This is a genomic window from Curtobacterium sp. Leaf154, from assembly GCF_001424595.1.
Classification (GTDB): Bacteria; Actinomycetota; Actinomycetes; order Actinomycetales; family Microbacteriaceae; genus Curtobacterium; species Curtobacterium poinsettiae.
In genome coordinates, this window is sequence record NZ_LMOS01000001.1 from 78,259 (window position 1) to 101,641 (window position 23,383).

The 23,383-nt window shown below is 73.0% G+C and carries 27 protein-coding genes and 1 riboswitch; of the genes, 17 read left to right on the top strand and 10 right to left on the bottom strand.

Annotated elements, in window-relative coordinates; translation table 11 throughout:
* Positions 1 to 26 precede the first annotated feature (26 nt).
* Entirely contained in the window at positions 27 to 836 is an 810-nt protein-coding gene (locus ASF75_RS00355) for a hypothetical protein (RefSeq protein ID WP_156463735.1), read from the top strand.
* Between the two features lie 41 nt (positions 837 to 877).
* The gene (locus ASF75_RS00360) at positions 878 to 1,063 is read left to right on the top strand and encodes a hypothetical protein (RefSeq protein ID WP_017886573.1); all 186 of its coding nucleotides are present in this window, start codon (positions 878 to 880) and stop codon (positions 1,061 to 1,063) included.
* A 103-nt stretch (positions 1,064 to 1,166) separates the two neighbouring features.
* On the opposite strand, the gene ASF75_RS00365 is transcribed toward ASF75_RS00360, so the two are convergent.
* Both ASF75_RS00365 and ASF75_RS00370 read right to left on the bottom strand, forming a co-directional pair.
* Positions 1,167 to 2,198 carry an NADPH:quinone reductase gene (locus ASF75_RS00365; RefSeq protein WP_056068214.1) on the bottom strand — a complete coding sequence of 344 codons (1,032 nt, stop codon included), beginning with the start codon at positions 2,196 to 2,198 and terminating at the stop codon, positions 1,167 to 1,169.
* A 67-nt stretch (positions 2,199 to 2,265) separates the two neighbouring features.
* Complete coding sequence (locus ASF75_RS00370) at positions 2,266 to 2,628, bottom strand: winged helix-turn-helix transcriptional regulator (RefSeq protein ID WP_017886575.1); 363 nt, start codon at positions 2,626 to 2,628, stop codon at positions 2,266 to 2,268.
* A gap of 108 nt (positions 2,629 to 2,736) precedes the next feature.
* On the opposite strand from ASF75_RS00370, the gene ASF75_RS00375 reads away from it, so the two are divergent.
* Positions 2,737 to 3,384 (top strand): NAD(P)-dependent oxidoreductase, encoded by a 648-nt coding sequence (locus ASF75_RS00375; RefSeq protein WP_031259414.1) that lies wholly within the window; start codon positions 2,737 to 2,739, stop codon positions 3,382 to 3,384.
* 177 nt (positions 3,385 to 3,561) lie between these two features.
* On the opposite strand, the gene ASF75_RS00380 is transcribed toward ASF75_RS00375, so the two are convergent.
* Positions 3,562 to 4,884, bottom strand: a complete 1,323-nt coding sequence (locus tag ASF75_RS00380) for an MFS transporter (protein ID WP_017886577.1) — start codon at positions 4,882 to 4,884, stop codon at positions 3,562 to 3,564.
* Positions 4,885 to 5,068: 184 nt separating this feature from the next.
* Here ASF75_RS00380 and ASF75_RS00385 point away from each other — a divergent pair, with 184 nt between their 5' ends.
* Complete coding sequence (locus ASF75_RS00385) at positions 5,069 to 5,926, top strand: LysR substrate-binding domain-containing protein (RefSeq protein WP_017886578.1); 858 nt, start codon at positions 5,069 to 5,071, stop codon at positions 5,924 to 5,926.
* Between the two features lie 179 nt (positions 5,927 to 6,105).
* Here the strand turns inward: ASF75_RS00385 and ASF75_RS00390 are convergent, their stop codons facing one another.
* Complete coding sequence (locus ASF75_RS00390) at positions 6,106 to 6,618, bottom strand: hypothetical protein (RefSeq protein ID WP_056068216.1); 513 nt, start codon at positions 6,616 to 6,618, stop codon at positions 6,106 to 6,108.
* Between the two features lie 385 nt (positions 6,619 to 7,003).
* On the opposite strand from ASF75_RS00390, the gene ASF75_RS00400 reads away from it, so the two are divergent.
* Complete coding sequence (locus tag ASF75_RS00400; protein ID WP_042537371.1) at positions 7,004 to 7,972, top strand: aldo/keto reductase; 969 nt, start codon at positions 7,004 to 7,006, stop codon at positions 7,970 to 7,972.
* 172 nt (positions 7,973 to 8,144) lie between these two features.
* Here the strand turns inward: ASF75_RS00400 and ASF75_RS00405 are convergent, their stop codons facing one another.
* The gene (locus ASF75_RS00405; protein WP_017886582.1) at positions 8,145 to 8,780 is read right to left on the bottom strand and encodes an NADPH-dependent F420 reductase; all 636 of its coding nucleotides are present in this window, start codon (positions 8,778 to 8,780) and stop codon (positions 8,145 to 8,147) included.
* A 77-nt stretch (positions 8,781 to 8,857) separates the two neighbouring features.
* Here ASF75_RS00405 and ASF75_RS00410 point away from each other — a divergent pair, with 77 nt between their 5' ends.
* From ASF75_RS00410 to ASF75_RS00425, 4 genes are all read left to right on the top strand, one after another.
* On the top strand, positions 8,858 to 9,154 hold the full coding sequence (locus tag ASF75_RS00410; RefSeq protein ID WP_056068220.1) for a GNAT family N-acetyltransferase: 297 nt from the start codon (positions 8,858 to 8,860) through the stop codon (positions 9,152 to 9,154).
* A 22-nt stretch (positions 9,155 to 9,176) separates the two neighbouring features.
* Complete coding sequence (locus ASF75_RS00415) at positions 9,177 to 9,638, top strand: VOC family protein (RefSeq protein ID WP_056068222.1); 462 nt, start codon at positions 9,177 to 9,179, stop codon at positions 9,636 to 9,638.
* Positions 9,639 to 9,721: 83 nt separating this feature from the next.
* On the top strand, positions 9,722 to 10,192 hold the full coding sequence (locus tag ASF75_RS00420) for a MarR family winged helix-turn-helix transcriptional regulator (protein ID WP_017886585.1): 471 nt from the start codon (positions 9,722 to 9,724) through the stop codon (positions 10,190 to 10,192).
* Positions 10,189 to 10,698, top strand: coding sequence for a metallophosphoesterase family protein (locus tag ASF75_RS00425; RefSeq protein ID WP_056068223.1), 510 nt, complete (start codon positions 10,189 to 10,191; stop codon positions 10,696 to 10,698). The genes ASF75_RS00420 and ASF75_RS00425 overlap by 4 nt, the downstream gene beginning before the upstream one ends.
* Positions 10,699 to 10,757: 59 nt before the next feature.
* Here the strand turns inward: ASF75_RS00425 and thiD are convergent, their stop codons facing one another.
* The 3 genes from thiD to thiM form a co-directional block, all read right to left on the bottom strand.
* The gene (thiD, locus tag ASF75_RS00430) at positions 10,758 to 12,251 is read right to left on the bottom strand and encodes a bifunctional hydroxymethylpyrimidine kinase/phosphomethylpyrimidine kinase (protein ID WP_082509330.1); all 1,494 of its coding nucleotides are present in this window, start codon (positions 12,249 to 12,251) and stop codon (positions 10,758 to 10,760) included.
* Positions 12,248 to 12,994, bottom strand: coding sequence for a thiamine phosphate synthase (gene thiE / locus ASF75_RS17190; protein WP_017886588.1), 747 nt, complete (start codon positions 12,992 to 12,994; stop codon positions 12,248 to 12,250). The genes thiD and thiE overlap by 4 nt, the downstream gene beginning before the upstream one ends.
* A complete protein-coding gene (gene thiM, locus ASF75_RS00435) occupies positions 12,991 to 13,857 on the bottom strand; it encodes a hydroxyethylthiazole kinase (protein ID WP_056069043.1) in 867 nt (288 codons plus the stop codon). The genes thiE and thiM overlap by 4 nt, the downstream gene beginning before the upstream one ends.
* Positions 13,846 to 13,941, bottom strand: a riboswitch (TPP riboswitch). (Overlaps the previous gene by 12 nt.)
* 68 nt (positions 13,942 to 14,009) lie before the next feature.
* Here thiM and ASF75_RS00440 point away from each other — a divergent pair.
* The 4 genes from ASF75_RS00440 (at position 14,010) to ASF75_RS00455 (ending at position 17,300) form a co-directional block, all read left to right on the top strand.
* Entirely contained in the window at positions 14,010 to 14,933 is a 924-nt protein-coding gene (locus ASF75_RS00440) for an NUDIX domain-containing protein (RefSeq protein WP_056068226.1), read from the top strand.
* A gap of 118 nt (positions 14,934 to 15,051) precedes the next feature.
* Positions 15,052 to 15,798 (top strand): phosphotransferase enzyme family protein, encoded by a 747-nt coding sequence (locus tag ASF75_RS00445; protein ID WP_156463736.1) that lies wholly within the window; start codon positions 15,052 to 15,054, stop codon positions 15,796 to 15,798.
* A gap of 119 nt (positions 15,799 to 15,917) precedes the next feature.
* The gene (locus tag ASF75_RS00450) at positions 15,918 to 16,856 is read left to right on the top strand and encodes a J domain-containing protein (RefSeq protein ID WP_056068228.1); all 939 of its coding nucleotides are present in this window, start codon (positions 15,918 to 15,920) and stop codon (positions 16,854 to 16,856) included.
* 66 nt (positions 16,857 to 16,922) lie between these two features.
* Positions 16,923 to 17,300 (top strand): hypothetical protein, encoded by a 378-nt coding sequence (locus ASF75_RS00455; protein ID WP_200942657.1) that lies wholly within the window; start codon positions 16,923 to 16,925, stop codon positions 17,298 to 17,300.
* Here the strand turns inward: ASF75_RS00455 and ASF75_RS00460 are convergent.
* Complete coding sequence (locus ASF75_RS00460) at positions 17,294 to 17,656, bottom strand: RNA-binding S4 domain-containing protein (RefSeq protein ID WP_017886594.1); 363 nt, start codon at positions 17,654 to 17,656, stop codon at positions 17,294 to 17,296. The two genes, ASF75_RS00455 and ASF75_RS00460, sit on opposite strands and share 7 nt — an antisense overlap.
* A gap of 33 nt (positions 17,657 to 17,689) precedes the next feature.
* Here ASF75_RS00460 and ASF75_RS00465 point away from each other — a divergent pair, with 33 nt between their 5' ends.
* Positions 17,690 to 17,947, top strand: coding sequence for a hypothetical protein (locus ASF75_RS00465; RefSeq protein ID WP_056068230.1), 258 nt, complete (start codon positions 17,690 to 17,692; stop codon positions 17,945 to 17,947).
* A 376-nt stretch (positions 17,948 to 18,323) separates the two neighbouring features.
* Complete coding sequence (locus ASF75_RS00470; protein WP_056068232.1) at positions 18,324 to 19,481, top strand: hypothetical protein; 1,158 nt, start codon at positions 18,324 to 18,326, stop codon at positions 19,479 to 19,481.
* Positions 19,482 to 19,500: 19 nt separating this feature from the next.
* Here the strand turns inward: ASF75_RS00470 and ASF75_RS00475 are convergent, their stop codons facing one another.
* Positions 19,501 to 21,018 (bottom strand): S1C family serine protease, encoded by a 1,518-nt coding sequence (locus ASF75_RS00475; RefSeq protein WP_235517450.1) that lies wholly within the window; start codon positions 21,016 to 21,018, stop codon positions 19,501 to 19,503.
* A gap of 159 nt (positions 21,019 to 21,177) precedes the next feature.
* On the opposite strand from ASF75_RS00475, the gene ASF75_RS00480 reads away from it, so the two are divergent.
* Both ASF75_RS00480 and ASF75_RS00485 read left to right on the top strand, forming a co-directional pair.
* A complete protein-coding gene (locus ASF75_RS00480) occupies positions 21,178 to 22,212 on the top strand; it encodes a FecCD family ABC transporter permease (RefSeq protein ID WP_082509334.1) in 1,035 nt (344 codons plus the stop codon).
* Positions 22,209 to 23,207, top strand: coding sequence for a FecCD family ABC transporter permease (locus ASF75_RS00485; RefSeq protein ID WP_082509336.1), 999 nt, complete (start codon positions 22,209 to 22,211; stop codon positions 23,205 to 23,207). The genes ASF75_RS00480 and ASF75_RS00485 overlap by 4 nt, the downstream gene beginning before the upstream one ends.
* Positions 23,208 to 23,383: the final 176 nt, after the last annotated feature.

Below are 23,383 nucleotides of genomic sequence, written 5' to 3' on the forward strand. Positions count from 1 at the left end.
CGGTGGCGTGACCTAGCGTCGTCGTCATGGGGCATCAGCGTTCAGGACGGGTCGGCACGGTCGTGTGGCCGATCGTGGTGGCTGCTGCGCCCACCGCCGCGTTCCAGCTGCCCAACCTGTTCGTCGCCCCGGCGGTCCGACTCTCGCTCGTCGCGTTCGGGCTCGTCGTGCTCGTCGCCGCGGTGACGGTGCAGGTGGTCCAGACCCGGCGCAGCGACGCCGCGCGCTCGGTGGCCGAGGACAACGCCACCGCGGCGGAGCTCGAGCAGTCGACGGCCGTCCGGTACGCGTTCGGTCAGATCGCCACCCGGCTCGTCCGGTTCACCGAACTGCGCCGGTCCGAGCGCCACGGCGAACTCTCCGTCGTCGCCGACCGCGTCGCCGTGGCCCTGGCGTTCTACCTGCTGCCGAAGGTGCCCGACGTCCGCGCCAACGTCTACCAGCTGTCCACCGATCTGCGGGCGCTCGAGCCGATCGGTCACGCCGGCGCCGGCGACACCGCCGGTGTCTTCCGCGCGGGCACGCCCTACGGCGACCGCAACCTCGAGTGGGTGCTGGTCGGGGGATCACCCCGGATCGTCGGCGACCGCTCCGCCGACGTCGACATCGACCAGGACGTGCCGGGCTTCGAACCGCGGTACTCCTCGTACGTGTCGGTGGTGATCCGGTCCGACCAGTACTCGTTCGGCATGCTCACCGTCGACTCCCCGGTGCCCGACGCCTTCACCGAACTCGACGCCAAGAACATCGCGATGATGGCGTCGTTCATGGCCGTCGCGTTCTCGCTGACCTACTCGTTCCCCGAGCGCGACCGCAATCCAAGGAAAGGCCCGTGATGCTCACACGCTCTGTCGGACGCTCGACGTACGATGCCCCCATGACGACCGTGAACCCTGCTCCGCCGTCGTTCGGGCGTGCCCGGATCTCCTCACCGAACTGGAACGACACCACCACCGACGCCGACTACGAAGACCTCGACGTCATCGCCGCCAACATCGAGCGCGAGCGCGCAGCAGCCCGGATCCGGGTCACCGCTGCCATCGCTGCGCGTCTGGGTCGCTGACCCCTCCCGCATCGTCCACCACGAACGGCTCCCACGCATGCGTGGGAGCCGTTCGTCGTCCGGCGATCCGCAGCCGGAGCCGGAGTGGGATCCGGTGTCGCGGCTACGGCGCCTCGGTCACGTCGATGAGCACCTTGCCGACCGTGTCCTGCTCGACCGCGTCGTGCGCCCGGGCGGTCTCCTCGAGCGCGAACCGGGTGAGCGGCAGTCCGGCGTCCTCGCCGACCGGCAGTACGCCGTCGTGCAGCGCCTCGGTGACGTCCTCGGCCGCAGCGGACAGCGCCTCGTCACCGATCGTGTAGAGCAGCAGGAACTGGTAGCGGGCGTTCACGGTCATGTTCGGCCGGATCGGCAGGCTCGCCTCGTCCCCGCCGTTGTTCGCGTAGATCGACACGACGCCGTGGTTCGCCAGCACGTCGGCGACGAGTGTGGCGTTCTGCGGGATCGAGACCTCGACGACGATGTCGACGCCGTCGGGCGCGATCGACCGGATGCGCTCGGCGGCGTCCTCCTCGCGGTAGTTGACGATGTGGTGCGCGCCGGCCGCCGTCGCCAGCGCTGCCTTCGCGTCCGAGCTGATCGTCGTGATGACGGTCGCTCCGGCCCAGCGGGCGAGCTGGATCGCGGCGTGCCCCACGGCACCGGCACCGCCGGCGACGAGCACGGTGAAGCCGTCCAGGGCACCGGGGCCGAGTCGGGCGGGGCCGTCCTCGTGGGTGGTGAGGGCTCGGTGCGCCGTCATCGCGGGGACCCCGAGCGCGGCGCCGACGTCGAACGAGACCCCGTCGGGCAGCGGGACCACGCGGGACTCGGGGACGACGGTGTACTCCTGCGCGGTGCCGGTCGGCCGTGACGCCGCCGCCATGAACAGCCAGACGCGGTCACCGACGGCCAGCCCCTCGACACCGGGGCCCACGGCGTCGACCACACCGGCGCCGTCCTGGTTCGGCGTGATCTCGGGGAAGGGCAGGCCGTCGCCGTACGTGCCGCCGGCGCGGGCCTTCCAGTCGGTCGGGTTGACGCCGGAGACGACGACGCGGACGCGGACCTCGCCCGCGCCGGGTTCCGGGATCTCCCGCTCGACGAGTTCGAGGACGCTGCTGGCACCGGGCTTCGTGTAGACGATCGATCGCATGTCCCCAGGCAACCACTCGTCACCGTCGGGGATTCCGAGCGCGCCGGAGCGCTGCGCGCGCCGGAGCTCAGCGCGCGTCGTACCCCTCGCGCGCCACCGCGACGTCGGGCATGTGCGAGGTCGCCCAGTCCTCCAGCGGCACGAGGACCGTGCGCAGGGACCGTCCGAGATCGGTCAGCTCGTACTCCACGTGCGGCGGGATCTCGGGGAACACCGTGCGCGTGACCATGCCGTCGCGTTCGAGTGCCCGCAGGGTCTGGGTGAGCATCTTCTGCGAGACCCCCTGCACCCGGGCCGCCACCGCCGAGTACCGTGCGGGACCGTCGGCGAGGACGCCGATCGTCAGCACGCTCCAGCGGTCGCCGATGCGGTCGAGCAGCTGCCGACTGGGGCAGTCCGCCGCGTAGGGGCTGTACTCGAGTGCTGACATGGTGTCCTCCGCAACGCACCGTCAGGTGCCTACTTACTCAAAGAGAGTAACTCTTGTACGGTGACTGTCAACGTCACCGACGCCCAGAACGTCCACGAAGGGAACACCATGACCAACATCGTCGTCTTCGGAGGCACCGGCTACGCCGGCTCCGCCATCACCCACGAGGCCCTCTCCCGCGGCCTCACCGTCACCGCGGTCGCCCGCGACACGAGCAAGCTCGAGCCGGCCGAGGGCCTCACCCTGGCGCAGGGCGACGCGTTCGACGCCGACTTCGTGTCCGAGGTCACCAAGGGTGCCGACGTCGTCGTCGTCTCGCTCCACGCCGTGCAGGCCGACGGCAGCGAGCTGAAGGACAAGTTCCAGCACTTCGTCGACGCCGCCGCCGCGGCTGGCGCGCGGCTCGGCATCGTCGGCGGTGCCGGCTCGATGCGCGTGTCCGAGGACGGCCCCCGCCTCTTCGACACCGACGGCTTCCCGGACGCCTTCAAGGGCGAGGCGAAGAGCCACGCGCAGATCCTCGACGCCCTCCGCGCCTCGGACACCCAGGTCGACTGGTTCTACGTGAGCCCCGCCGCGGCCTTCGGCAGCTACAACCCGGGCGAGCGCCGCGGCACCTACCGCGCCTCGGACGAGGTCCTGCTCGCCGACGCCGAGGGCAACTCGGACATCTCCGGCGCCGACTACGCGATCGCGTTCGTCGACGAGATCGTCACCCCGGCGCACCACCAGACGCGCTTCGGCGTCGCCTACTGAGGCACTGCCCCTCGAGGGACACCGGTGTTCGCGCAACACACCGCGGGATTCCGCGGCGTCGAGCGTGGACACCGGTGTTTTGCGTACGGCCTGGCGCGACCAAGGGGCGGACGGGAGGCGCGGGGCGGGGCCGCCACGGGCCTCCAGGCCGGCGGGTGGTCACCGCGAAGTCCCGCGTCAGTGCGCGACGATCGCCGGCACCGGCAGGTGGTGTCGCATCCGCACCGCCAGGTGCAGGCCCCCTCGGCGGGCGAGCACGAGCGCGATCACCGCGGCGGCCGCAGCCGGCACGCCACCGGCGACCATCATCCCCACGTGCGCACCGAAGCGGTCGACGACCTGGCCCATCAGCGGGCCGCCGATCGCCTGTCCACCGAGCAGCACCAGGACGTAGAGCGACATCACCCGGCCGCGGATCGCCACGTTCGACGACAGCTGCACGAGCGAGTTCGACGCGGTCTGGAACAGCAGCTGCGACATCCCCACGGCCACGAGCGCGACGGTGAACGGCGCGATCGCGGGGATCGACCCCGACACGACGAGCAGCACGCCCGTCCAGAACACCCCGCCGACGATGGTGCGGAGCCGCACGACCGCCCGCCGGGTGGACAGCAGCGCGCCGACCAGGGCGCCGATCGCGACGGCGGAGTTGAACACCCCGTAGCCACCGGCGCCGACGTCGTACACCTGTGACGCGAAGGCGGACAGCAGCACCGGCATCGTCAACGCGAACACCGAGAAGAACGCCACGAGGATCACCGGCACGATGATCGTCGGCTTGTTGACGGCGTAGCGGAGGCCCTCCACGAGCTGCCCCTTGCCCCGCGGCGCCGGGGGTGTGCGGTGCAGTTCGGAGACCTTCAGGAACCCGAGCGTCACGACGACGGCGACGCAGGCGATCGCGTTCACGCCGAACGACCAGCCGGCACCGACCGCGACGAGCAGTGCCCCCGACAGGGCCGGACCGATCATGCCGCCGAGCTGGAACACCGACGAGTTCACGCTGATGGCGTTCCGCAGGTGCTTGTGCCCGACGATCTCGGTGACGAACACCTGCCGGGCCGGGTTGTCGATCACGGTGACCATGCCCACCAGGAACGCGATCACCCAGATGTGCCACGCCTCGACGACGCCGGCGAGCGTCAGCACGGCGAGCAGCGCGGACAGCACGGCGAAGACGCCCTGCGTGATCATCATGAGCGCGCGCTTCGAGAACCGGTCGACAAGCACGCCGCCGAGCAGCCCGAACAGCAGCATCGGCGCGAACTGGCAGGCGACCGTGATGCCGACCTGCGCGACCGAGCCGGTCAGCTGCAGCACGAGCCAGTCCTGGGCGATGCGCTGCATCCAGCCGGCGGTCATCGCGACCAGGTTCGTCGCCGTGAACAGCCGGAAGTTCGGCACGGACAGGGCGATGAGCGTGTGGCGCCACGGCGGTCGCGTGGCCTGGATCGGGAGCGGTTCGGTGGGCGGGGGGAGGGTCGTCGGTGACGCGCTCACGGTGCGGGGTTCTCCGGACGTCGGTGTGGATCTGGTACCCCAACGAAACTACGTGGTGCCGAGCCATTCGATACCCCTATGGTGGCTATCAGTCCATTGCGATGTCGAATGACCGCGCGAACGCCCGCATGGGTGGCTGCTCGAACGACAGCTCGAACGCCCGCGCGAACGAACGAGGTGCCCTGTGCTCGATCCGGTCCTGTTGCAGACGTTCCTTGCCGTGGCGGAGACCGGCAGCTTCACGCAGGCCGGCACCCGGCTCGGCATCAGCCAGCCGACGGTGTCGCAGCACGTCCGGCGTCTGGAGACCGCGGTGGCACGCACCCTGGTCGCCCGGGACACCCGTGGCGTCGCGCTCACCGACAACGGGGACGCGATGGCGGGGTTCGCGCGGACGATCCTCGCCGCACACGCCACCGCCGACGCCTACTTCTCCGGCGCGGCCACACGCGGACGGCTCCGGTTCGGCGCTGCGGACGACCTCGCCATCACCCAGCTGCCCCGGATCCTGCGGGACTTCCGGCGGCTGCACCCGCAGGTCAACCTCGAGCTCACGGTGAACCAGTCGTCGCCGCTGCTCCGGCGGGTGCACGCCGGTCAGCTCGACCTGGTGTTCATCAAGCAGACGGCGGGGGAGTCGGCCGAGGGCACCCGGGTCGCCACCGACCAGATGGTGTGGATGGCGCAGGACGGCATCGCCCTGGAACCCGGCGAACCCGTGCCGCTCATCGCGTACCAGGCGCCGAGCATCAGCCGGCAGATGGCGATCGACGCGCTCGAGGCCGCCGGCCGCACCTGGCGGATCACCTGCAACACCCGCGACGTGAACGGCGTGCTGGCCGCGGTGCGCGCGGGCATCGGCGTCGCGGTGTTCCCGCACTCGCTCATCCCGGCGGACCTGGTGAAGGTGTCGCAGCGGCTCGGGCTGCCCGACCTGCCCGCGGTCGACTACGTCCTCATCGCGAACCCGACGGTGCAGCGGGAGCCGATCGACGCCCTGACGAACGCGATCCTGTCGCGCGGGGTCGTCCGCGCCGTCTGAGCGGTCGCGGCGTGCGTCCGCCAGTGCTCAGACGCCGGTGTGTCGCCCCCGGTGCGTGCTGCGAGACGCCGGCGTGTTCCATCGACGCCGCAGAGTCATCGATACGCCGCGGCTTTCGGGGGCGTCTCGACGTCCCCGGGGCGTCGCACCGAGACGCCGGCGTCTGAGCGGTCGCGGCGCTACGAGGCGAGCGTCGGGGTCACGCCGGTTCCGGTGACGTCCGGCAGCGTCACCCCTGCGAGCGGCAGCAACGCCGCGGCGACCGCCCACAGCAGCACGACGGTGCCGACACCACCGAGCACGGCGCCGAGCAGCGCGACCGGCCGCTGCCACGTGGCTGTCCGGTCGCGCAGCGCCACGATCGAGACCACCAGCGCGAGCAGTCCGAGCACCACGCCGACGCCGTGCACGGTCGACGGCGCGGTGAACCACCAGGCGGCCAGACCGATCGTCGCGATGCCGGCGACGGCACCGAGCCCCGCCCCGGCGGTCGCGCCGAGTGCACGGCGCGGCTCCGGTGCGGCGGCTCCGGGCACGGGCTGGTCCAGCAGTTCGGTCGGGAGGCACGCATCGCCCCCGCCACCACACCGCGGCACCGGGGTCGGCGCGGTCACGACCGTGGTCGCGTCGGCGGGGGACGCCGCGGCGTGCAGCACGGTGTCGAACGACCGGGCGGGAGCGGGGCCGAGCACCTGTGCGGGGGCGGGGTCGGCCGACCGTGCGGCGGCCTGCTGGTGGGCGAAGCGTCGGGGCGTCCGGGAGCCGATCGGGCCGACCCGGTGACCGTGGTCGGTCGGACCGGCGCCGCGTGGGCGGCGCGCGACGAGGCGGGGGTGGGGCGGGCCTCCCGGCCGGAGGCGTTCACGTGGCCGGCGGCGGCGACCCGCTCGGGGGCGACCTCGTCGACGGGCGGCGCGGTCACCCAAGCCGGGACGGGCCGACCGGGACGGTCCGATTCGGGCATGCGATGCGCTGCCACTGCGGCGCTCCTCTCCGTCGACTGATCCGTGCTCAGCCGGAGCGGCAACCGTTGCGGGGGTCGCAGCCCCGGTTCGGGGTCGCCGGTACGTTCGGGGCATGACCGGAATCGAACACCGTCCCCTGGGCCCCTCCGGGCTCGTCGTCTCCACCGTCGGCCTCGGCTGCAACAACTTCGGGCGGCGGGGCACCGCGTCCGAGTCGCAGGAGGGCACCGACGCCGTCGTGTCCGCGGCCCTCGACGCCGGGGTGACGCTCTTCGACACCGCCGACATCTACGGCGGCGTGCCGGGCATGTCCGAGGAGATGCTCGGGCGCTCGATCCGCGGTCGGCGCGACGAGATCGTCCTCGCCACGAAGTTCGGCATGGACATGCAGGGCGCGAACGGTCCGGACTGGGGCGTCCGCGGATCCCGCCGGTACGTGCGGCTCGCCGTCGAGTCGTCGCTCCGGCGGCTCGGGACGGACTGGATCGACCTGTACCAGATGCACCGGCCGGACGACGTGACGCCGATCGAGGAGACCCTGTCGGTCCTCGACGACCTGGTCCGCGAGGGCAAGATCCGGTACGTCGGCCACTCGAACTTCGCGGGGTGGCAGATCGCCGAGGCGGAGCTCACGGCGTCGATCGCCGGCACCACGGCGTTCGTGTCCGCGCAGAACGAGTACAGCCCGCTCGCCCGGGCTGCCGAGGCCGAGGTCCTGCCGGCCGTGCGGGCGTACGCGCTCGGGTTCCTGCCGTTCTTCCCGCTGTACAACGGGCTGCTCACCGGCAAGTACACGAAGGCGGGCGGCCCGGCCGACGGACGGCTGACGACCTCGAAGCCGCAGGTGCTCGAGGACGCACCGTGGGAGGTCCTCGACGACTACCAGCGGTTCTGCGACGACCGTGGCGTCACGATGCTGCAGGCGACGTTCGCGTGGCTCCTGGCGCAGCCGGGGCTGTCGAGCGTCATCGCGGGGGCGACGAAGCCGGAGCAGATCACGCAGAACGTCGAGGCGGGGACCACCTGGACGCCGACCGAGGACGACATCGCCGACATGACGACGATCTTCGACCGGGCCTGAGCGGGCGCGGTCGGGTCGCGCTGGGTGTTTCGCGCTGGGTACCTAGCGCTGGGTGTTTCGCGCTGAGCAACTGCTCACGGGCGGTGGGGCCAGTGAGGTGTCGCTCAGCGCGAAACGGCGGCTGCGCGGCGGCGGTGGTGATGCTGCTGCGCCGAGCCGTGGACCAGCGGGACTAGCGGGTGGCGGCGGCCAGGGCGTCGCGCATCTCGGCGACGGTCAGCCGCGGGCCGTAGCCGGGGGTGTCCCGCTGGATGCGCCAGCCCTCGGCGAGGGGCCCGGCGTCGACGACGTCGAAGCCGAACGCGTCGATGAGTTCGGTGACGGTCTGCTTGGCGGTGTCGTCGTCGCCGGCGATGACGAGGGCACGGCGGTCCGGGGTGCCGGCGGGCGTCGCGTGGCCGGTCAGGTCGTCGGCGGCGATGTGGTTGAACGCCTTGACGACCAGGGCACCGGGCAGGTGGTCCTGCAGCATCTCCGCGGTGGTGGTGGACTGGTCGTCGAGTGCGGGGATGTGGCCGTCGCGCTCCCAGTAGTAGTTGTTCGTGTCGATGACGACCTTGCCGTCCAGGGGTTCGACGGGGATCGTCTCGATCGCGGCGAGGGGGACCGTCACGACGACGATCTCGCCCGCTGCAGCTGCTTCGTCGCGGGTCGCCGCACGTGCCGAGTCGCCGAGTTCCGTGACCAGGTCGGTCAGGGTCTCCGGGCCGCGGGAGTTCGCGATGACGACCTGGTGGCCGTTCCGTACCGCGAGTCGTGCGAGCTGGGATCCGATGTTGCCGGCGCCGATGATTCCGATGGTTGTCATGTTTCCGGGCAACGTCTGCCGGACGCCGCCCATTCCCCTGACGGCACGCCGCGCCCGCTCGGAGCATGATGGCGGGCATGGACCACGAGTTCCGCGACGAGACCGATCAGGGCCGCTACGCGATGTACGTCGGCGGCGAGCTCGTGAGCGTGCTCGACTACCGGGTGAACGGTGACGCCGTGGCGTTCCCGCACACGTACACGGTCCCGAAGCACCGCGGCCACGGCTACGCGGCGCAGCTCGTCGAGTACGCGGTCGCCGACGTCGAGTCGACGACCACGAAGCGCATCGTCCCGATGTGCTGGTTCGTCGGCAAGTGGTTCGACGACCACCCTGAGAAGGCCGACCTGCTCAGCCGCAGCGCCGCGGACTGAGCACCGAACGAAGGGGCTCCCCGTGCCCGCCATCACATCGTTCCTGTGGTACGACGACCAGGCCGAACAAGCCGCCGAGTACTACGTCGGACTGTTCCCCGACAGCCGCGTCGACAGCGTCAGCCGGATGCCGGACGGCCGCGCCCTCGTCGTCGAGTTCACCCTGCTCGGCACCCCGTACCGCGCGATGAACGGCGGTCCCGGCCACCCGCACACCGACGCGGTCTCGTTCCAGATCGACGTGGACACCCAGGACGAGCTCGACCGCCTGTGGGACGCCCTGCTCGCCGACGGCGGGAGCCCGATGGCGTGCGGATGGCTCACCGACCGCTGGGGTCTGGCGTGGCAGGTGACCCCGTCGATGCTGGGGGAGCTGATGAGCGGATCGGGTGACCCCGATGCCGACGCCCGGGTCTTCGAGGCCATGATGCAGATGGTCAAGCTGGACATCCCGGCGCTGCAGGCCGCGGCCGCCGGTCACTGACCGCACTCCAGGCCGACCCGCCGGTATGGTGACCGGACGAGAAGACCGCCGGCCGGCGCCGGCACCGACAGGCTGGAGCCACCATGGACCACCCGAGCTCCAAGGTCCGGAACAGCGACATCAGCCGGGCGTACACCGAACTCGCCCGCATCACCCGTCGGGCGAGCATCCGTGCCCGGGGCTCGGACCAGGTGCTGAGCGTCGTCGACCAGTCCCTCGTCGACTTCGTGGTGCAGCACCCGGGTTGCATGGCCATCGACATCGCCCGGTACCTGCGGCTGAACCGTTCGACGATCTCGCGGCAGCTGTCCGGGCTCCTGGCGACCGGGCTGGTGCGGACGACCGACGGTGGCAGCGGCAACGCGAAGCCCCTCGAGGTGACCGACGCCGGCCGCGCGGCGCTCGAGCGGTCCGTGCAGCTGCACCGCGACGCGCTCGACGAACGGCTCGCCGACTGGTCGGACGACGACATCGCGCTCCTCGCCGGGCTGCTGGAGCGCCTCGGTGCCGCGGACGAGGCCGGGCTCCCGATGCCAGCACCCACCGAGCCGTGACGACGTCGTTCGTCCTGCTGTCCGACACCCACCTGCCGAAGCGCGCGAAGGACCTGCCGTCCGGGCTGTGGGACGACATCGACGCCGCCGACCTGGTGGTGCACGCGGGGGACTGGGTCGACCTCGCCACCCTCGACGCCGTGCAGGCGCGGTCCCGACGGTTCGAGGGTGTGCGGGGCAACAACGACGGCCCGGAGTTCGACGACCGCCTGTCGCTCGTCGCCCGCTTCGGTGTCGAGGACCTGCGGTTCGCCCTGGTGCACGAGACCGGCGCGTCGACCGGCCGGGAACGCCGGATGGACGCCGAGTACCGCGACACCGACGTGCTCGTCTTCGGCCACTCGCACATCCCGTGGGACACCGTGGCGCCGTCGGGGATGCGCCTGCTGAACCCGGGCTCGCCGACCGACCGCCGTCGCCAGCCCGACCACACGTGGATGCGCGGCACGGTCAGCGGTGCCGTGCTGTCCGTCGAGCTGGTGCGGCTGCCCCCGGTCGCCCGCTAGTCCCACCCGAGACCCGGCCCCGAGGTGTGTCCTCGGGGAAGTCGCCCGAGGACCGTCCGTCAGCGCGAGACCCGGGCGTCGTGTGCGGCCGTCGGCATCCGGAAGAAGGCGAGCTCCCACTCGGTCGACCGCCGGAACGCCCGCGCCATCCGCCCCCGCTCGTCGGGCGTCGCCGCACGGGCGAGCTCCTCGACGAGCCGGGTCGCCTCGGCGCTCGACGCCGCGAACCCCGGGTCCCCGTACGCCGTGATCCAGTCGGCGAAGGCGTGCCCGTCCTGCGCGACCCCGAGCTGCGAGCCGACCCACGCGTAGACCCGGAAGCACGGCAGCACCGCGGCGGCCAGCACCGCCTGAGAGCCGGCGTCGGCGGCCTCCTGCAGGTGCGCGAGGTACCCGGCGCACGTGGGGTGCACGGGATCGTCGGCGTGCGAGCCGGCCAGCCGACGGTGGTGCAGGTCGCGCGCCTCGTCGGCACACCCCTGCGCAGCCGCTGCCCAGAACGCAGCAGCACCGGCAGCAGTAGCACCGACCCCGAGCGCCGCCAGGTGCCGTTCGTACGCCCGCAGGTAGTGGACGTCCTGCGCCAGGTACCCGGCGAACACCTCCGGCTCGAGCGTCCCGTCCCGGAGCCCCACCAGGAACGCGCAGTCGATCGTCTCCTGCAGCACCGTCGCCGCGTCCGCCCACCACACGTCCGTGTACGACAGCGCCGGCAGGGCGGCTCGAGTCAGCGCGCCGTGGTCGATCGGACCGTTGCCGCTGCCCACCGACAGGGCGTCGGCTCCGCGGAGCGCCGCCGTCAGCCACTCCTTCGCCACCCCGAGCGCGAGTTCCCAGTCGCCGTGCCGCGCGGCGAGCGTCGCGATCGCACTGGACAGCGAGCACCCGGTGCCGTGCGTGTTCGTCGTCGCGACCCGGGGACCCGTGAACACCCGCACGGTGCCGTCCGGCGCCACGAGCACGTCGTCCGACGTCGGTCCCTCGTCGTGGCCCCCCTTCGCCAGCACGAGGACGTCCCACCGCGCCGCCACGGCACGCGCGGCATCCAGCGACGACGCCGACGAAGCCGCCGACGAAGCCGCACCAGGACCAGCCGCACCGGACCCGGCCAGCTCCGCCAGCACCGCCAGCTCGGCCCGGTTCGGCGTCACCAGGTCGGCGAGCGCGAACAGCGCCCCCATGGCTGCGGCCGCGTCCTCGTCGAGCAGCCGGTCCCCGCTCGTCGCCACCATCACCGGGTCGACGACGACCACCGGCGGCCGGTGCTCCCGCAGCCAGTCCGTCACGACCCGCACGACGTCGACGGTGCCGAGCATCCCGATCTTCACCGCGTCGACCACCACGTCGTCCGACACCGCGTCGAGCTGCTCCCGCAGGAACCCGACGTCCGGCACGTGCACCGACCGCACCCCGTGCGTGTTCTGCGCGACGAGCGCCGTCACGACGCCCATGCCGTACCCGTCGTGTGCGGCGATCGCTTTGAGGTCCGCCTGCATCCCGGCCCCGCCCGTCGGGTCGGTCCCGGCGATGCTCAGCACCCGCGGGACGCTCATGCGTCCGCCCCGCGCCGCGTGAAGACCGGGAGGACCGGTGCACCTTCTGCGAGCCGCCCCGCCTCCGCCCCGTGGCCGGTTCCAGGGCCCCAGGCGGCCACGTACGCCGCCGCCGCGGACCCCGGGTCGGCCGCGGCGCAGATGCCCGACACGATCGCGACGCCCGCGGCACCGGCTGCCCGGAGCGGCACGACGTCGTCGAGGGTCACCCCACCGATCGCCACGCACGGCACGTCGGTCGCGGCGGCCAGCCGGGCGAACCCGTCGTGGCCGAGGGCCGGCGGGTGGTCGGCCTTCGTCGCCGTGGGGTGCACGACCCCGACACCGAGCAGGTCGACGGTGCCGCGGGGGAGCCGCTCGACGACGGCCAGGTGCGCGAGCGTGTTCGCCGTGAGGCCCACGTGGGCGTCCGCTCCGAGCAGGGCGCGGGCGACGGTCACGGGGACGTCGGACTGGCCGAGGTGCACGCCCGCGACCCGGTGTCCGGCGTGCCGAGCGGCGAGGGCCACGTCGAGCCGGTCGTCGACGACCACGGTCGCACGGTCCCCGACGGCGTCTGCGACCGCGGCGGTGAGCGCCAACAGGTCACGCGCCGAGGCGTCCTTGTCCCGCACCTGCACGATCCGGACCCCGGCGTGCACGGCAGCGCGGACGACCCCGAGCACCCCGATGCCGTGCCGGTCGGCCAGCGCGCCGTCGGTCACCAGGTAGACGCCGAACCCCGCAGGATGCGACGCGCTCATGCCGACACCGCCCGGGTGTCGGCCTCGGGCATCGTCTCGACCGTGATCCGCGCCTCGCGGACGACGTCCTCCGGGGTCAGCGACGCCAACCGGTCGAGGAACAGCGGTTGGAACGTCCCCGGCCCACCCGCGTCCCGTGCTGCGAGCTCCGCAGCGACGGTGTGCACGGCCGTGGCGGCGACGGCAGCGGCGCCCGCGTCCTCCGGCGCGACCGACGTGAACGCGGCGACGACCGCGCCGAGCGCACACCCACCACCGGTGATCCGCGTCAACAGGTCGGTGCCGTTCGCGACACGCACCACACCGATGCCCGGCGCGACCAGCAGGTCGACCGCACCCGACACCGCCACCGCGGCCACGAGCCTCCCGTCCGCAGCAGCGACGGACACGACCCGGGCGTCCTCCGTACCCACGGTGCTGTCGACCCCGCGGCCACCGGCCGAGTCACCGAGCAGGGCGAGCACCTCGGAGGCGTTGCCCCGCAGCACCGTCGGGCGCAGCGCGAGCAGGTCACGCGCCAGGGCCGTCCGCACCGGCAGCGAGCCGACGGCCACCGGGTCGAGCACCCACGGGGTGCCGGCGTCACGGGCCGCGTGCACGGCCTCGAGCGCAGCGACCCGCGGTTCGGCGTGCGGGGTGCCGGTGTTCACCAGCAGGGCGTCGGCGACCCGCGCGAACGGCCCGGCCTCAGTCGCCACGTCCACCATCGCGGGCGAGGCCCCGAGCGCGAGCAACACGTTCGCCGTGACGTTCTGCACGACGGTGTTCGTGATGCACTGCACCAGCGGGGCCCGGGCACGCACGGCCTCGAGCAGTTCGGCGGTTCGGTGGGCCCAATCAGGGGAGGGCGCAACGGTTTCCATGGACGATCCCTTCGCGAGTACGAGCTCGAGCAGGTTCGACGGGTGTGATCTCAGCCGCTGGATGCGGCACCCCGTGTCTCGAGCGACACCGTACACGACCCCCGGTGACCACTTCGAGGCCCGCTCCGGGCACGGTGTGCCAGGGTTGGACCGTGCCAGATGCAACGCCACCCGGGCCCCCAACCGGCCCCCGCGACCCCGGTGACGCCTGGGCGGTCGGCCCCGACGGCACGAAGGCGTGGGGACGCTTCGGCGCCGCCGGCCTGCTCGTCGATGACGGCGCCGGACGCGTGCTCCTGCAGCACCGCGTCGAGTGGAGCCACCACGGCGGCACCTGGGGCATCCCCGGCGGCGCACGCCACCAGGGCGAAGCCGCCGTGACCGCAGCCCTCCGCGAGTCCGCCGAAGAAGCCGGCGTCCCCGACGACGCGATCGCCCTGCGCCACACCGCACTGCTCGACCTGGGGTTCTGGACCTACACGACCGTCGTGGCACGCGCCTCCCGGCCCTTCGAACCCGTCATCGCCGACCGCGAGAGCCTCGCCCTGTCCTGGATCCCGATCGACCAGGTCGACGACCTGACCCTGCACCCCGGCTTCGGCAGGTCGTGGCCGGCGCTCCGCGCCACTGTGGCGACCACCCCGCACGTCGTCGTCGACGCGGCGAACGTCGTCGGCAGCGTGCCCGACGGCTGGTGGAAGGACCGAGCCGGTGCCGCGTCACGGCTGCTGGCACAGGTGTCGGCGCTCGCCGCGGGCGGGGTGTCCGCGACCTTGCTCGACCTGCCGTTCGCACGGTGGTGGCCCCGGTGGACCGTGGTGCTCGAGGGTGAGGCCCGTGCCGCTGCCGACCCGGACCCAGACCACGGCGCTGGCACCGGCGCCGCCACCGGTGCTGTCGACGTCGTCCGTGCCCCTGCCTCCGGCGACGACGCGATCGTCGAGTCCGCCCGGGCAGCGGTCCGGGCCGGTGACGGGCCGGTCGTCGTCGTGACGGCCGACCGCGAGCTCCGTGACCGCGTCGAGGCCCTCGGCGCGACCGTCCACGGGCCGTCCTGGTTGCGCGACCAGCTCTGAGGCCGGCTCGGCCGCGGGGACCGACGCGCCGTGTTCCGGATGTCGGCCGAGCGCCCGTCGCTCGCTTGCCGGTACGCTGGCCCTCCGTCAACGGAGACGCAACAGCAGGAGGTTCCCCTTGGAGCGCATCACCAGGGCCGACGACCGAGTCCACCGCCCCGCAGGGCCGTGGACACCCACGGTGCACCGGCTGCTCGCCCACCTGCACGAGCAGGGGTTCGTCGCCGCCCCGGAACCGATCGCCCTCGGTGACACCCTCGAGACGGTCTCGTTCGTCCCCGGCGTCGCGGGGGAGTACCCCTGGACAGAAGACATCGCCAGCGAGGCCGCCCTCGTCACCAGCGCCCGCCTGCTCCGCCAGTTCCACGACGCCGCCGCCAGCTTCCCGCGCAGCGCCGAGGACGACCTCTGGTCCCAAGCCGACCGAGCCCCGGTCGAGACGATCGTGCACGGCGACTTCGCCCCGTACAACTGCGTCTACGACGGCATCGCCGCCGTCGGCCTGATCGACTTCGACACCGCGCACCCCGGCCCCCGCGTCTGGGACGTCGCGAGTGCCGTCTACCGGTTCGCACCGTTCACCACCGGTGCGGTCGAGGGCTCGACCACCCCCGACCTCGACGAGCGGCTCGCTCGGGCCGCGGAGTTCTGCCGCGCCTACGCCCTCGACGACCGCTCCCGCGGGGTCCTCGCCGAGACGATGATCGCTTCCCTGGTCGCCCTCGTCACGACGATCGAGCACGAAGCCGCGGCCGGCAACCCGAAGTTCGTCAGCGACCTGCAGCACGGCCACGCCGACCTGTACCGCGCCGACGTCGCCTACCTGGAGCAGCACGCAGCAGCCATCACCGCCGCCGTCGCGTGACCACCGGCACGGCCGATCCGCCGCTGGCGCGTTGGTGCTGGACCAGCGGCACGGGCCCAGACCGTACCCAGCAACCATGCGGCGGACTCCGACACTGCCTCCGGTAATGTCGCAGGGCCATGACGGACAGCCCGGCCGACGCCACCCCCTACGAAGTCCTCGGCGTCCCCGCGACGGCTGACGACGAAGCGCTCCGCCGCGCCTACCGGCGGGCGGCCCGCGAGACGCACCCCGACCTCGGCGGCGACGCCCAGCGCTTCCGCCAGGTCCAGCTCGCATGGGAGCGCATCGGCACGCCGGCAGCCCGGCGCGCGTACGACATCGGGTCCCGCGCGTACGGCGCGTCCGGTCCGTCCGGGGCGACCGCCGGCAGGGGTGACACCGGTCGCGACGCCTACGCGCCCCCGGTAGCGCGTCGCGACACACGCCCCCGGGCCCGGTCCCACGGACACCCCGGCGGTCGGTCACGCGAGGTCTTCCTGCAGGCCGAGCGCGAGTGGGTCGGCCTCGGCGACCCCATCGAGGACCCCTACGACCCCACCCTCATCCGCTCCGCGCCCCGCCACATCCGGCGGCTGCTCGCCGAGGCCCTGGCCGAAGAGGCGACCGCCTTGATCGTCTCCGACATGGGGATCGGCGTCACGGTGTGGCACGACCTCGACGCCGGGGCCGAGGGCAAGCTCGACCACGCCGTCCTGACCCCGAGCGGACTCTGGGCCGTCGAGTCCATCGACTGGGGTGCGCCGGTCCACGTCGAGCACGGCGAGATCGTCGGCGAGACGCTCGCACCGGGGGAGCGACCCGTCAAGGAACTCGTCCGCGCCGCCCGTGCCGTGCAGAAGCAGACCCGGGTGCGGTTCTCCGGCCGGCTGCTCGTCGTGCCGGACACCGCCGTCACCGAGGACGTGCAGCTCGTCGGCTCCCCGAAGAAGCCCACGGCGCTCGTCGTCCGCCGGAGCGCGCTGCCCCAGGTGCTGAACGGCGTCTGGTCGCCGGCCGGTTCGGTCGACGTGTTCGAGATCCGCGACCGTCTGCAGCAGACCGTCCGCTTCGTCTGACCCCCGACCGCTGGCCCGGACCCCGGGTTCCGACCGTCACCGTCCGACGCGTCGTACGATCACGGCATGCGCGAAGAGGTCGTCGTCGTGGTCGGCGGGTGGGAGCACGACTGCTGCGGGCCCGCGTACGAACGGGAGACCACGGCGGCCTTCTCCGCGTACGGCAGGACGCCGCGGTTCGCCGAGTCCCGGCACCACGACGACCCGTTCGGCATCACGCAGTTCCGTGGTCGGGTGGCCGACCTGTTCGTCATCGCCGAGGACGGCACCCGCATCCCCGTCCACCGCGTCCCGTCCGGTCGTGCGCTGGGCGGATCGGACCCGGAGGACGACGGGCACCTCGAGGCTCCGTGGACCGGAGAACGGATCGAGGTCGAGTCCGACACGTTCGAGATCGTGGTCGATGTCTACGTGCCCGGGTCCGGGTCCGGGAAGCGTCAGTAGCCGCGGAGCTTCTCGAGGTCGCGGCGCTCCCGCTTGCTCGGCCGTCCGGCACCGCGCTCCCGCATCGGGACGAACCCGGCCTCTTCCTTCGACAGTCGCGGCGGGGTCTTGTCCTCGAAGTGCTTCGCCGCCTCGGGGGCGCTCGTGCGCTTCAGGATGATGCCCGTCACCATGACGATCCGGTCGAAGCCGTTCTGCCGCACCCGCACCTCGTCGCCGGGACCGATCGGCTGCGCCGGCTTCGCGCGTTCCCCGTTCACCCGGACGTGACCGGCCTTGCACGCGGCGGTCGCGGCCGACCGGGTCTTCGTGATCCGGACGGCCCAGATCCAGCTGTCGACCCGGGCCTTCTCCATGCCGACACTCTAGGCGGCCCGTACCCTGGGGCGATGCAGGCGGACGAACAGGCGGCCATCGCGCGGGCCCGTGCGCTCGGAGTGCTCCGCGACGCCGCCATCGGGGACCGCCTGGTGGTCCGCGCACACCACGGGGACGGCGCGCAGGACGCGCTCGGGGACCTGGTGACCCGGACGTCCGACGCCGTGACGATCTCGACCCGCCGGGGCCCGGTCGAGGTCCGGCTCGTCGACGTCGTCGCCGCGAAGCCCGTCCCGCCGCCCCCACCCGCGCTGCCCGCGCGGCGCTGACGCGCTCGGCTCGCACGGTGCGGACTTGTCGTGCTGTCGAGCCGGGGTCGCACGGTGCGGACTTCGTCGGTGGGTGCGTGGCCGGAGGCTCGGTGCGGGGTTGTGGTGCTGCACGGAGCCACCAGCTCCGCACGGTGTGGCGCGGCCGGCACCGTGCTGGATTCGCGGGGCCGGGGTTGCACGGTGCGGACGTCGTCCGCGGGTGCGCCGTCGGGGGCTCGGTGCGGGGTTGTGGTGCCGCACGGAGCCACCAGCCTCGCACCAGCCGACGAACCTCGCACCGTGCGAACCAGCACCTCCGTGCGAACCCGACGCACCCCGCCCACCCCGGCGAGCCGCAGGCCCCCACGCCCCGCTCCCGACATACGCTCATCCCATGGCAGTCCCCGTCCCGCTCGGCACCGAGGACCGCACCGCCCGCCTCACCCTCCGCCGCCCGGACTCCTGGCGCCGCGAGGACGCAGCCCAGGCGGACCTGCGCGTCACCGGCGACGACGTCGTCCTCACCGTCCGATCCCGTCCCAGCGACCGCGCGATCGGCGACGAGAACACCGGTCTGCTCGCACGGCTCCCCGGCTCCGTCGAGGGGCTGCTGCTCGTCGGCTGCGACCCCTGGGCGGCCGCAGGTGCCCCGGCTCGGCTCGTGGAGTACGTCCGGCCCGACGAACACGGCGACGTCGCCGGCACCCACCTGCTCTTCGTCACCGGTCGGCACCGCGTCGACCTGACGATCGAACGCCCGCTCGCCCGGCTGCTCGAGACCGATGACCTGGTGCTCGCAGTCCTCGAGAGCGTCCGCGCCACCGAGACGGTCCCGGTCCGCCCCGAGCGTGACCTCGAACACCTGCCGGCCCCCGCCCCGGCACCGTCGCTCGACGGCCCCCGGCTCAGCGCGAACGCGATCGGCACCCTGCGGAGCCTCGCCGGACGCCGGTGGAACCCGACGCTCCTCCGCACCGCCGCGGGCCGCGAACTCATCGAGGCGGGCCTCGTCGGCCGGCTCGGCACCCTGCCGGAGTCGACCCAGACCCTCCTCGAGCCCTGGCAGGGCGATGCCCAGCCGGTCACGTTGGAACAGCACCTGCCCGACGGGGGCGAGTCGCGCCTCCAGGCCTGGTCGCAGACCGTCGTCGACGGGACCGACGCGGCGGGCGCCGTGGTCGCCTCCGTCACGCCGGACCGGGCCGTCGCGCTGCTGGCCGGGAGGCTCGGCATCGGTCCGACGTGGACCTTCCCGTTCCGCACGGGGTCGCTCCCAGGGCACCTGCTCGGCCGCAAGCTGGCCGGCGGTCCGGACGTGCCGGACCTGCCGGAGGCCCTGGCCGAGGCCGACCCGCGCCTCGCGCGGTTCTGGGCCGCGCCGTGGACGGTCTCGTACCTGCGTCGACCGGGCAAGCCGAAACCGGTCACGATCGTGCGGGCCGAGGGACACGGGTTCGCGCGCGTGGGGACGACGAAGGCCGGGGAGACCGCCTTCCGGACGGACTCCCCGGCGAACGTGTACCGGTCGGTGGTGCGGGCGCTGCTGGGCTGAGCGCGCCCGGGTTCTGCCGCTACGCGGCGGGGCCGGCGGTCAGGGTGATCGTGACCGTCTTCGCGGTGCCGGCGCTGTCGGTGTACCGGACGCTGACCTTGTCGCCCACCGAGTGCGACTGCACGACCTTGGTCAGCTGGTCCGAGCTCGTGACCGCGGTGCCGTCGACGCTCGTGATCGTGTCACCCGCACCGAGGCCGGCGCTGGCGGCGCCGGAGCCCTCGACCGTGCCGGCGACCGCGACGCCGCCCGTGGTGGTGGCGGTGTTGCTGACCTCGACGCCGAGGAACGCGGGCAGCCCGAGGGTGATCGTGCTCGACGACTCCCCGGCGAGGATCTTCTGGGCGATCGTCTTCGCGGTGCTGATCGGGATGGCGTAGCCGGTGACGTCGGCCGTGCCCGAGGACGCCGCCGTGGCCATGCCGACGACCTCGCCCTCGCTGTCCAGGACCGGCCCGCCGGAGTCACCGGAGACGATGTCCGCCGAGATCTCGAGCAGGCCGCTCAGCGACTCGGTGCCGGTGCCGGACTCGCTCTGCACCTGGATGTCCTGGTCGGTCGCCGTGACGGTGCCCTCGGCGGAGACGAGGTTGCCGGTGCCCTCGGCGTTGCCGACGTCCTTCACGGTGTCACCGGTGCTCGGCTCGCCGTCGTCGTCGAGCGAGACCGTGGACAGCCCGGAGGCGTTCTCGAGCTTCAGCACGGCGACGTCGTTCGTGGCGTCGGCCCCGACCACGTCGGCCTTGTACTGCTTGCCGGTGGTCTCGTCGGTGACGGTGATGCTCGTCGCGCCCTGGATCACGTGGTTGTTCGTCAGGATCGTGCCGTCGGAGGTCAGGACCATGCCGGTGCCGGCCGCCTGTGACGACTCGTCGTAGTTCAGGACGGTGTTGATGGTCACGACGCCCTTCTTGTCGGCGGCCGTCGCCGCAGTGGCGGGGGACTGCGTGCTCGTCCCACTGCCGTCGCTGCTGCCGTCGGTGCCGCTGCCGCTGCCGCTGCCGTCGCCGGGCACCGTGAAGCCGTTCGTGCCGTCGCTGCTGCTGCCGGTACCGGTGCCGGGCAGCGTGGTGGTGCCCTGCGACTGGCTCGACGTGGTGGTGGTGCCCTGCGAGGACAGTCCGAGTGCGGTGCCGCCCGCAGCGCCGACGATCGCGAGGGCAGCGATGCCGGAGCCGATCATCAGCCCGAGCCGGCGGGGGCGTTTCGTCAGACCGGGGTGGTTCGCGGCGCCGGAGTGGGTCGCGGCACCGTAGTGGTTCGCGGTCGCCGCCGAGGAGGCCCAGGCGTGGTTCGCGCCGGCGAGGGCGGGGCTGCCGATCAGGTAGGGGCCGCGGCCGTCGGGCGTGTAGGCGTAGGGGCCGGTGCCGTCCGGGCCGTACAGGTACGGGCCGGATCCGTCGAACGCGTACGCCGGGCGCAGGGAAGCCGGGTCGGCGTGCGGTGCCTCCCAGTGCATCCCGGGAGCCTGCTGCTGCGCGGCGGGGGTGCCGTTCTCGTCGTGGTCGGCGGCGGCGGGGTTCGGGGTCTCGTTCATCGGTGCTCTCCGGTCGTCCCTCGACGGCCCGGTCGGGCGTCGATGGAGACCAGTACAGAGGGCTTCCCCATGACGAGCCTATGAACGAACCCTGCGCACGCTCCGGGCTTGCTCGGGGGACTCCGAACAGGGCTCCGGCGTTAGGGTGGCCTTACCTCCATGCCTCCGTCGACGTCCCCGCCCCCGGCTCCCAGCTCCGTCCTCCGACTCGTCGGTGCGACCGTGCTGGCGGTCGTCGTCCTCGCCGTGGCGTGTGCCCTGTCGATCGCGTACGGCTCACGGCCGATCCCGCTCGGGACCGTCCTCGACACGGTGCTGCACCCCGGCAGGAACGACGAGATCGGGCTGATCGTCCTCGGCAACCGCGTGCCGCGCACCGTCGTCGGTCTGCTCGCCGGAGCAGCACTCGGCGTGGCCGGGGCGGTCATGCAGGGCGTGACCCGGAACCCGCTCGCCGACCCCAGCGTCCTCGGCATCAACTCCGGCGCCACCCTGGCCGTCGTCGCCGGGATCGCGCTCTTCGGCGTGAGCGGGACGGCCGCGTACCTGCCCTTCGCGTTCGTCGGGGCCGCCCTCGCGGCCCTGCTCGTCTACGGGATCGCGGCCGTCGCCCGGCGCGGGCTCTCTCCCGTCGGGCTCGCCCTCGCCGGAGCCGTCGTCGCCGCTGCCCTGTCGTCGGTCACCACCGCGGTGCTCGTGACCGACCAGAGCCTGCTCGACCAGCTGCGGTTCTGGCAGGTCGGAGCCCTCGCCGGCAAGGACCTCGGCACGGCTGGGGTCATCACGGCACCGGTGCTCGTCGGGCTGGTGATCGCGTTCGGCCTCGGTCGGTCGCTCAACACCCTGGCGCTCGGGGACGAGCTCGCTGCGTCGCTCGGGCAGCGGGTCGTGCTCGTCCGAGCCGTGGGTGGTCTGGTCGCCGTCCTGCTGGCCGGGTCCGCGGTGGCCGCCGCCGGGCCGATCGCCTTCGTCGGCCTCGCCGTGCCGCACGCGGTCCGTCGCCTGAGCGGCCCGGACCACCGGTGGACCATCCTGCTGTCGGCGATCGTCGCCCCCGCACTCCTGCTCGTGGCGGACGTCATCGGCCGCGTCGTCGCGTACCCGGGGGAGCTGCAGGTCGGCATCGTCACCGCACTCATCGGGGCGCCGGTGTTCATCGCGCTCGTGCGGTCGAGGGCGGTGCGGGGACTGTGAAGCCGCTGTTCGGTTCCGTCGGGCTGCGCCGTGAGGTCGCGGTGCTCGTCGCCGTGGTGGTGGTCATCTCGGTGCTCGTCCTGATCGGGCTCGGCGCGGGGTCGATCCCGCTCACGCCCGGTCAGGTGCTGGCCAGCCTGTTCGGCCAGGGGGACCGCATCTCGGACTTCGTGATCGGGCAGCTCCGCGGCCCCAGGGTGCTCGGCGCGGTCCTCGTCGGCGCCAGCCTCGGTGTCGCCGGCGCGATCGTGCAGAGCGTCGTGCGGAACCCCATCGCGAGTCCCGACGTCATCGGGATCACCTCGGGGGCCAGCGCCGCCGGGCTCACCGCCATCGTGCTGTTCGGCGCGAGCGGCGGCACGCTGTTCTCGGTCGTGCTCGTCGGCGCCGTGGTGGTCGCGATCGCCATCGCCGGGCTCGCTTGGCGGAGGGGGATCACCGGGAACCGGGTCGTCCTCGTCGGCATCGGTGTCGCGGCGATCTGCCTGAGCATCACCGGGTGGATGCTCACGAGCGGCACCGTCACCCAGGCCGGAACAGCACTGCTGTGGCTCTCCGGCAGCCTGAACGCCGTCGACCGTGACCTGGTCGGGGTGCTCGGTGTCGCGTTCGTCGTGCTCGGCGTGCTCGCACTGCTGCAGTCCGCTCGGCTGCAGGTGCTGAGCCTCGGGGACGAGGTCGCCGCCGCCCTGGGGCTCCGACCGGACCGCGCGAAGGTGCTCCTGCTCCTCACCGCCGTGTGCCTGACCGCCGCAGCCGTCGCCACCGCGGGTCCGGTGTCGTTCGTGGCGCTGATGGCAGCCCCGATCGCTCGACGCCTGGTCGGCGGCGGTCGGGTCGCCCTCGCGCCGGCGGCAGCCGTCGGCGCCGCGATCACGCTCGGAAGCGACCTGCTCGCCCAGTTCGCGATCCCCGGCAACGCGCTGCCGGTGGGGGTCGTGACGGGTGTCGTGGGCGCGCCGTACCTGCTCTGGTTGCTCGCGCGGGGGCGTTGACGCGGGTCGTGCTGGTTCGTTGACGCTGGTCGAGCTGGTTCGTTGACGCTGGTCGAGCTGGTTCGTTGACGTGGGTCATGCTGGTTCGCTGACGCCGGTCGTGCGTTCGCGCATCGCGGAAGTCTCTCCACAGTCCCAGATCGGGGCTGCCGCTCGGGGCTTCGTTTCCGATACGC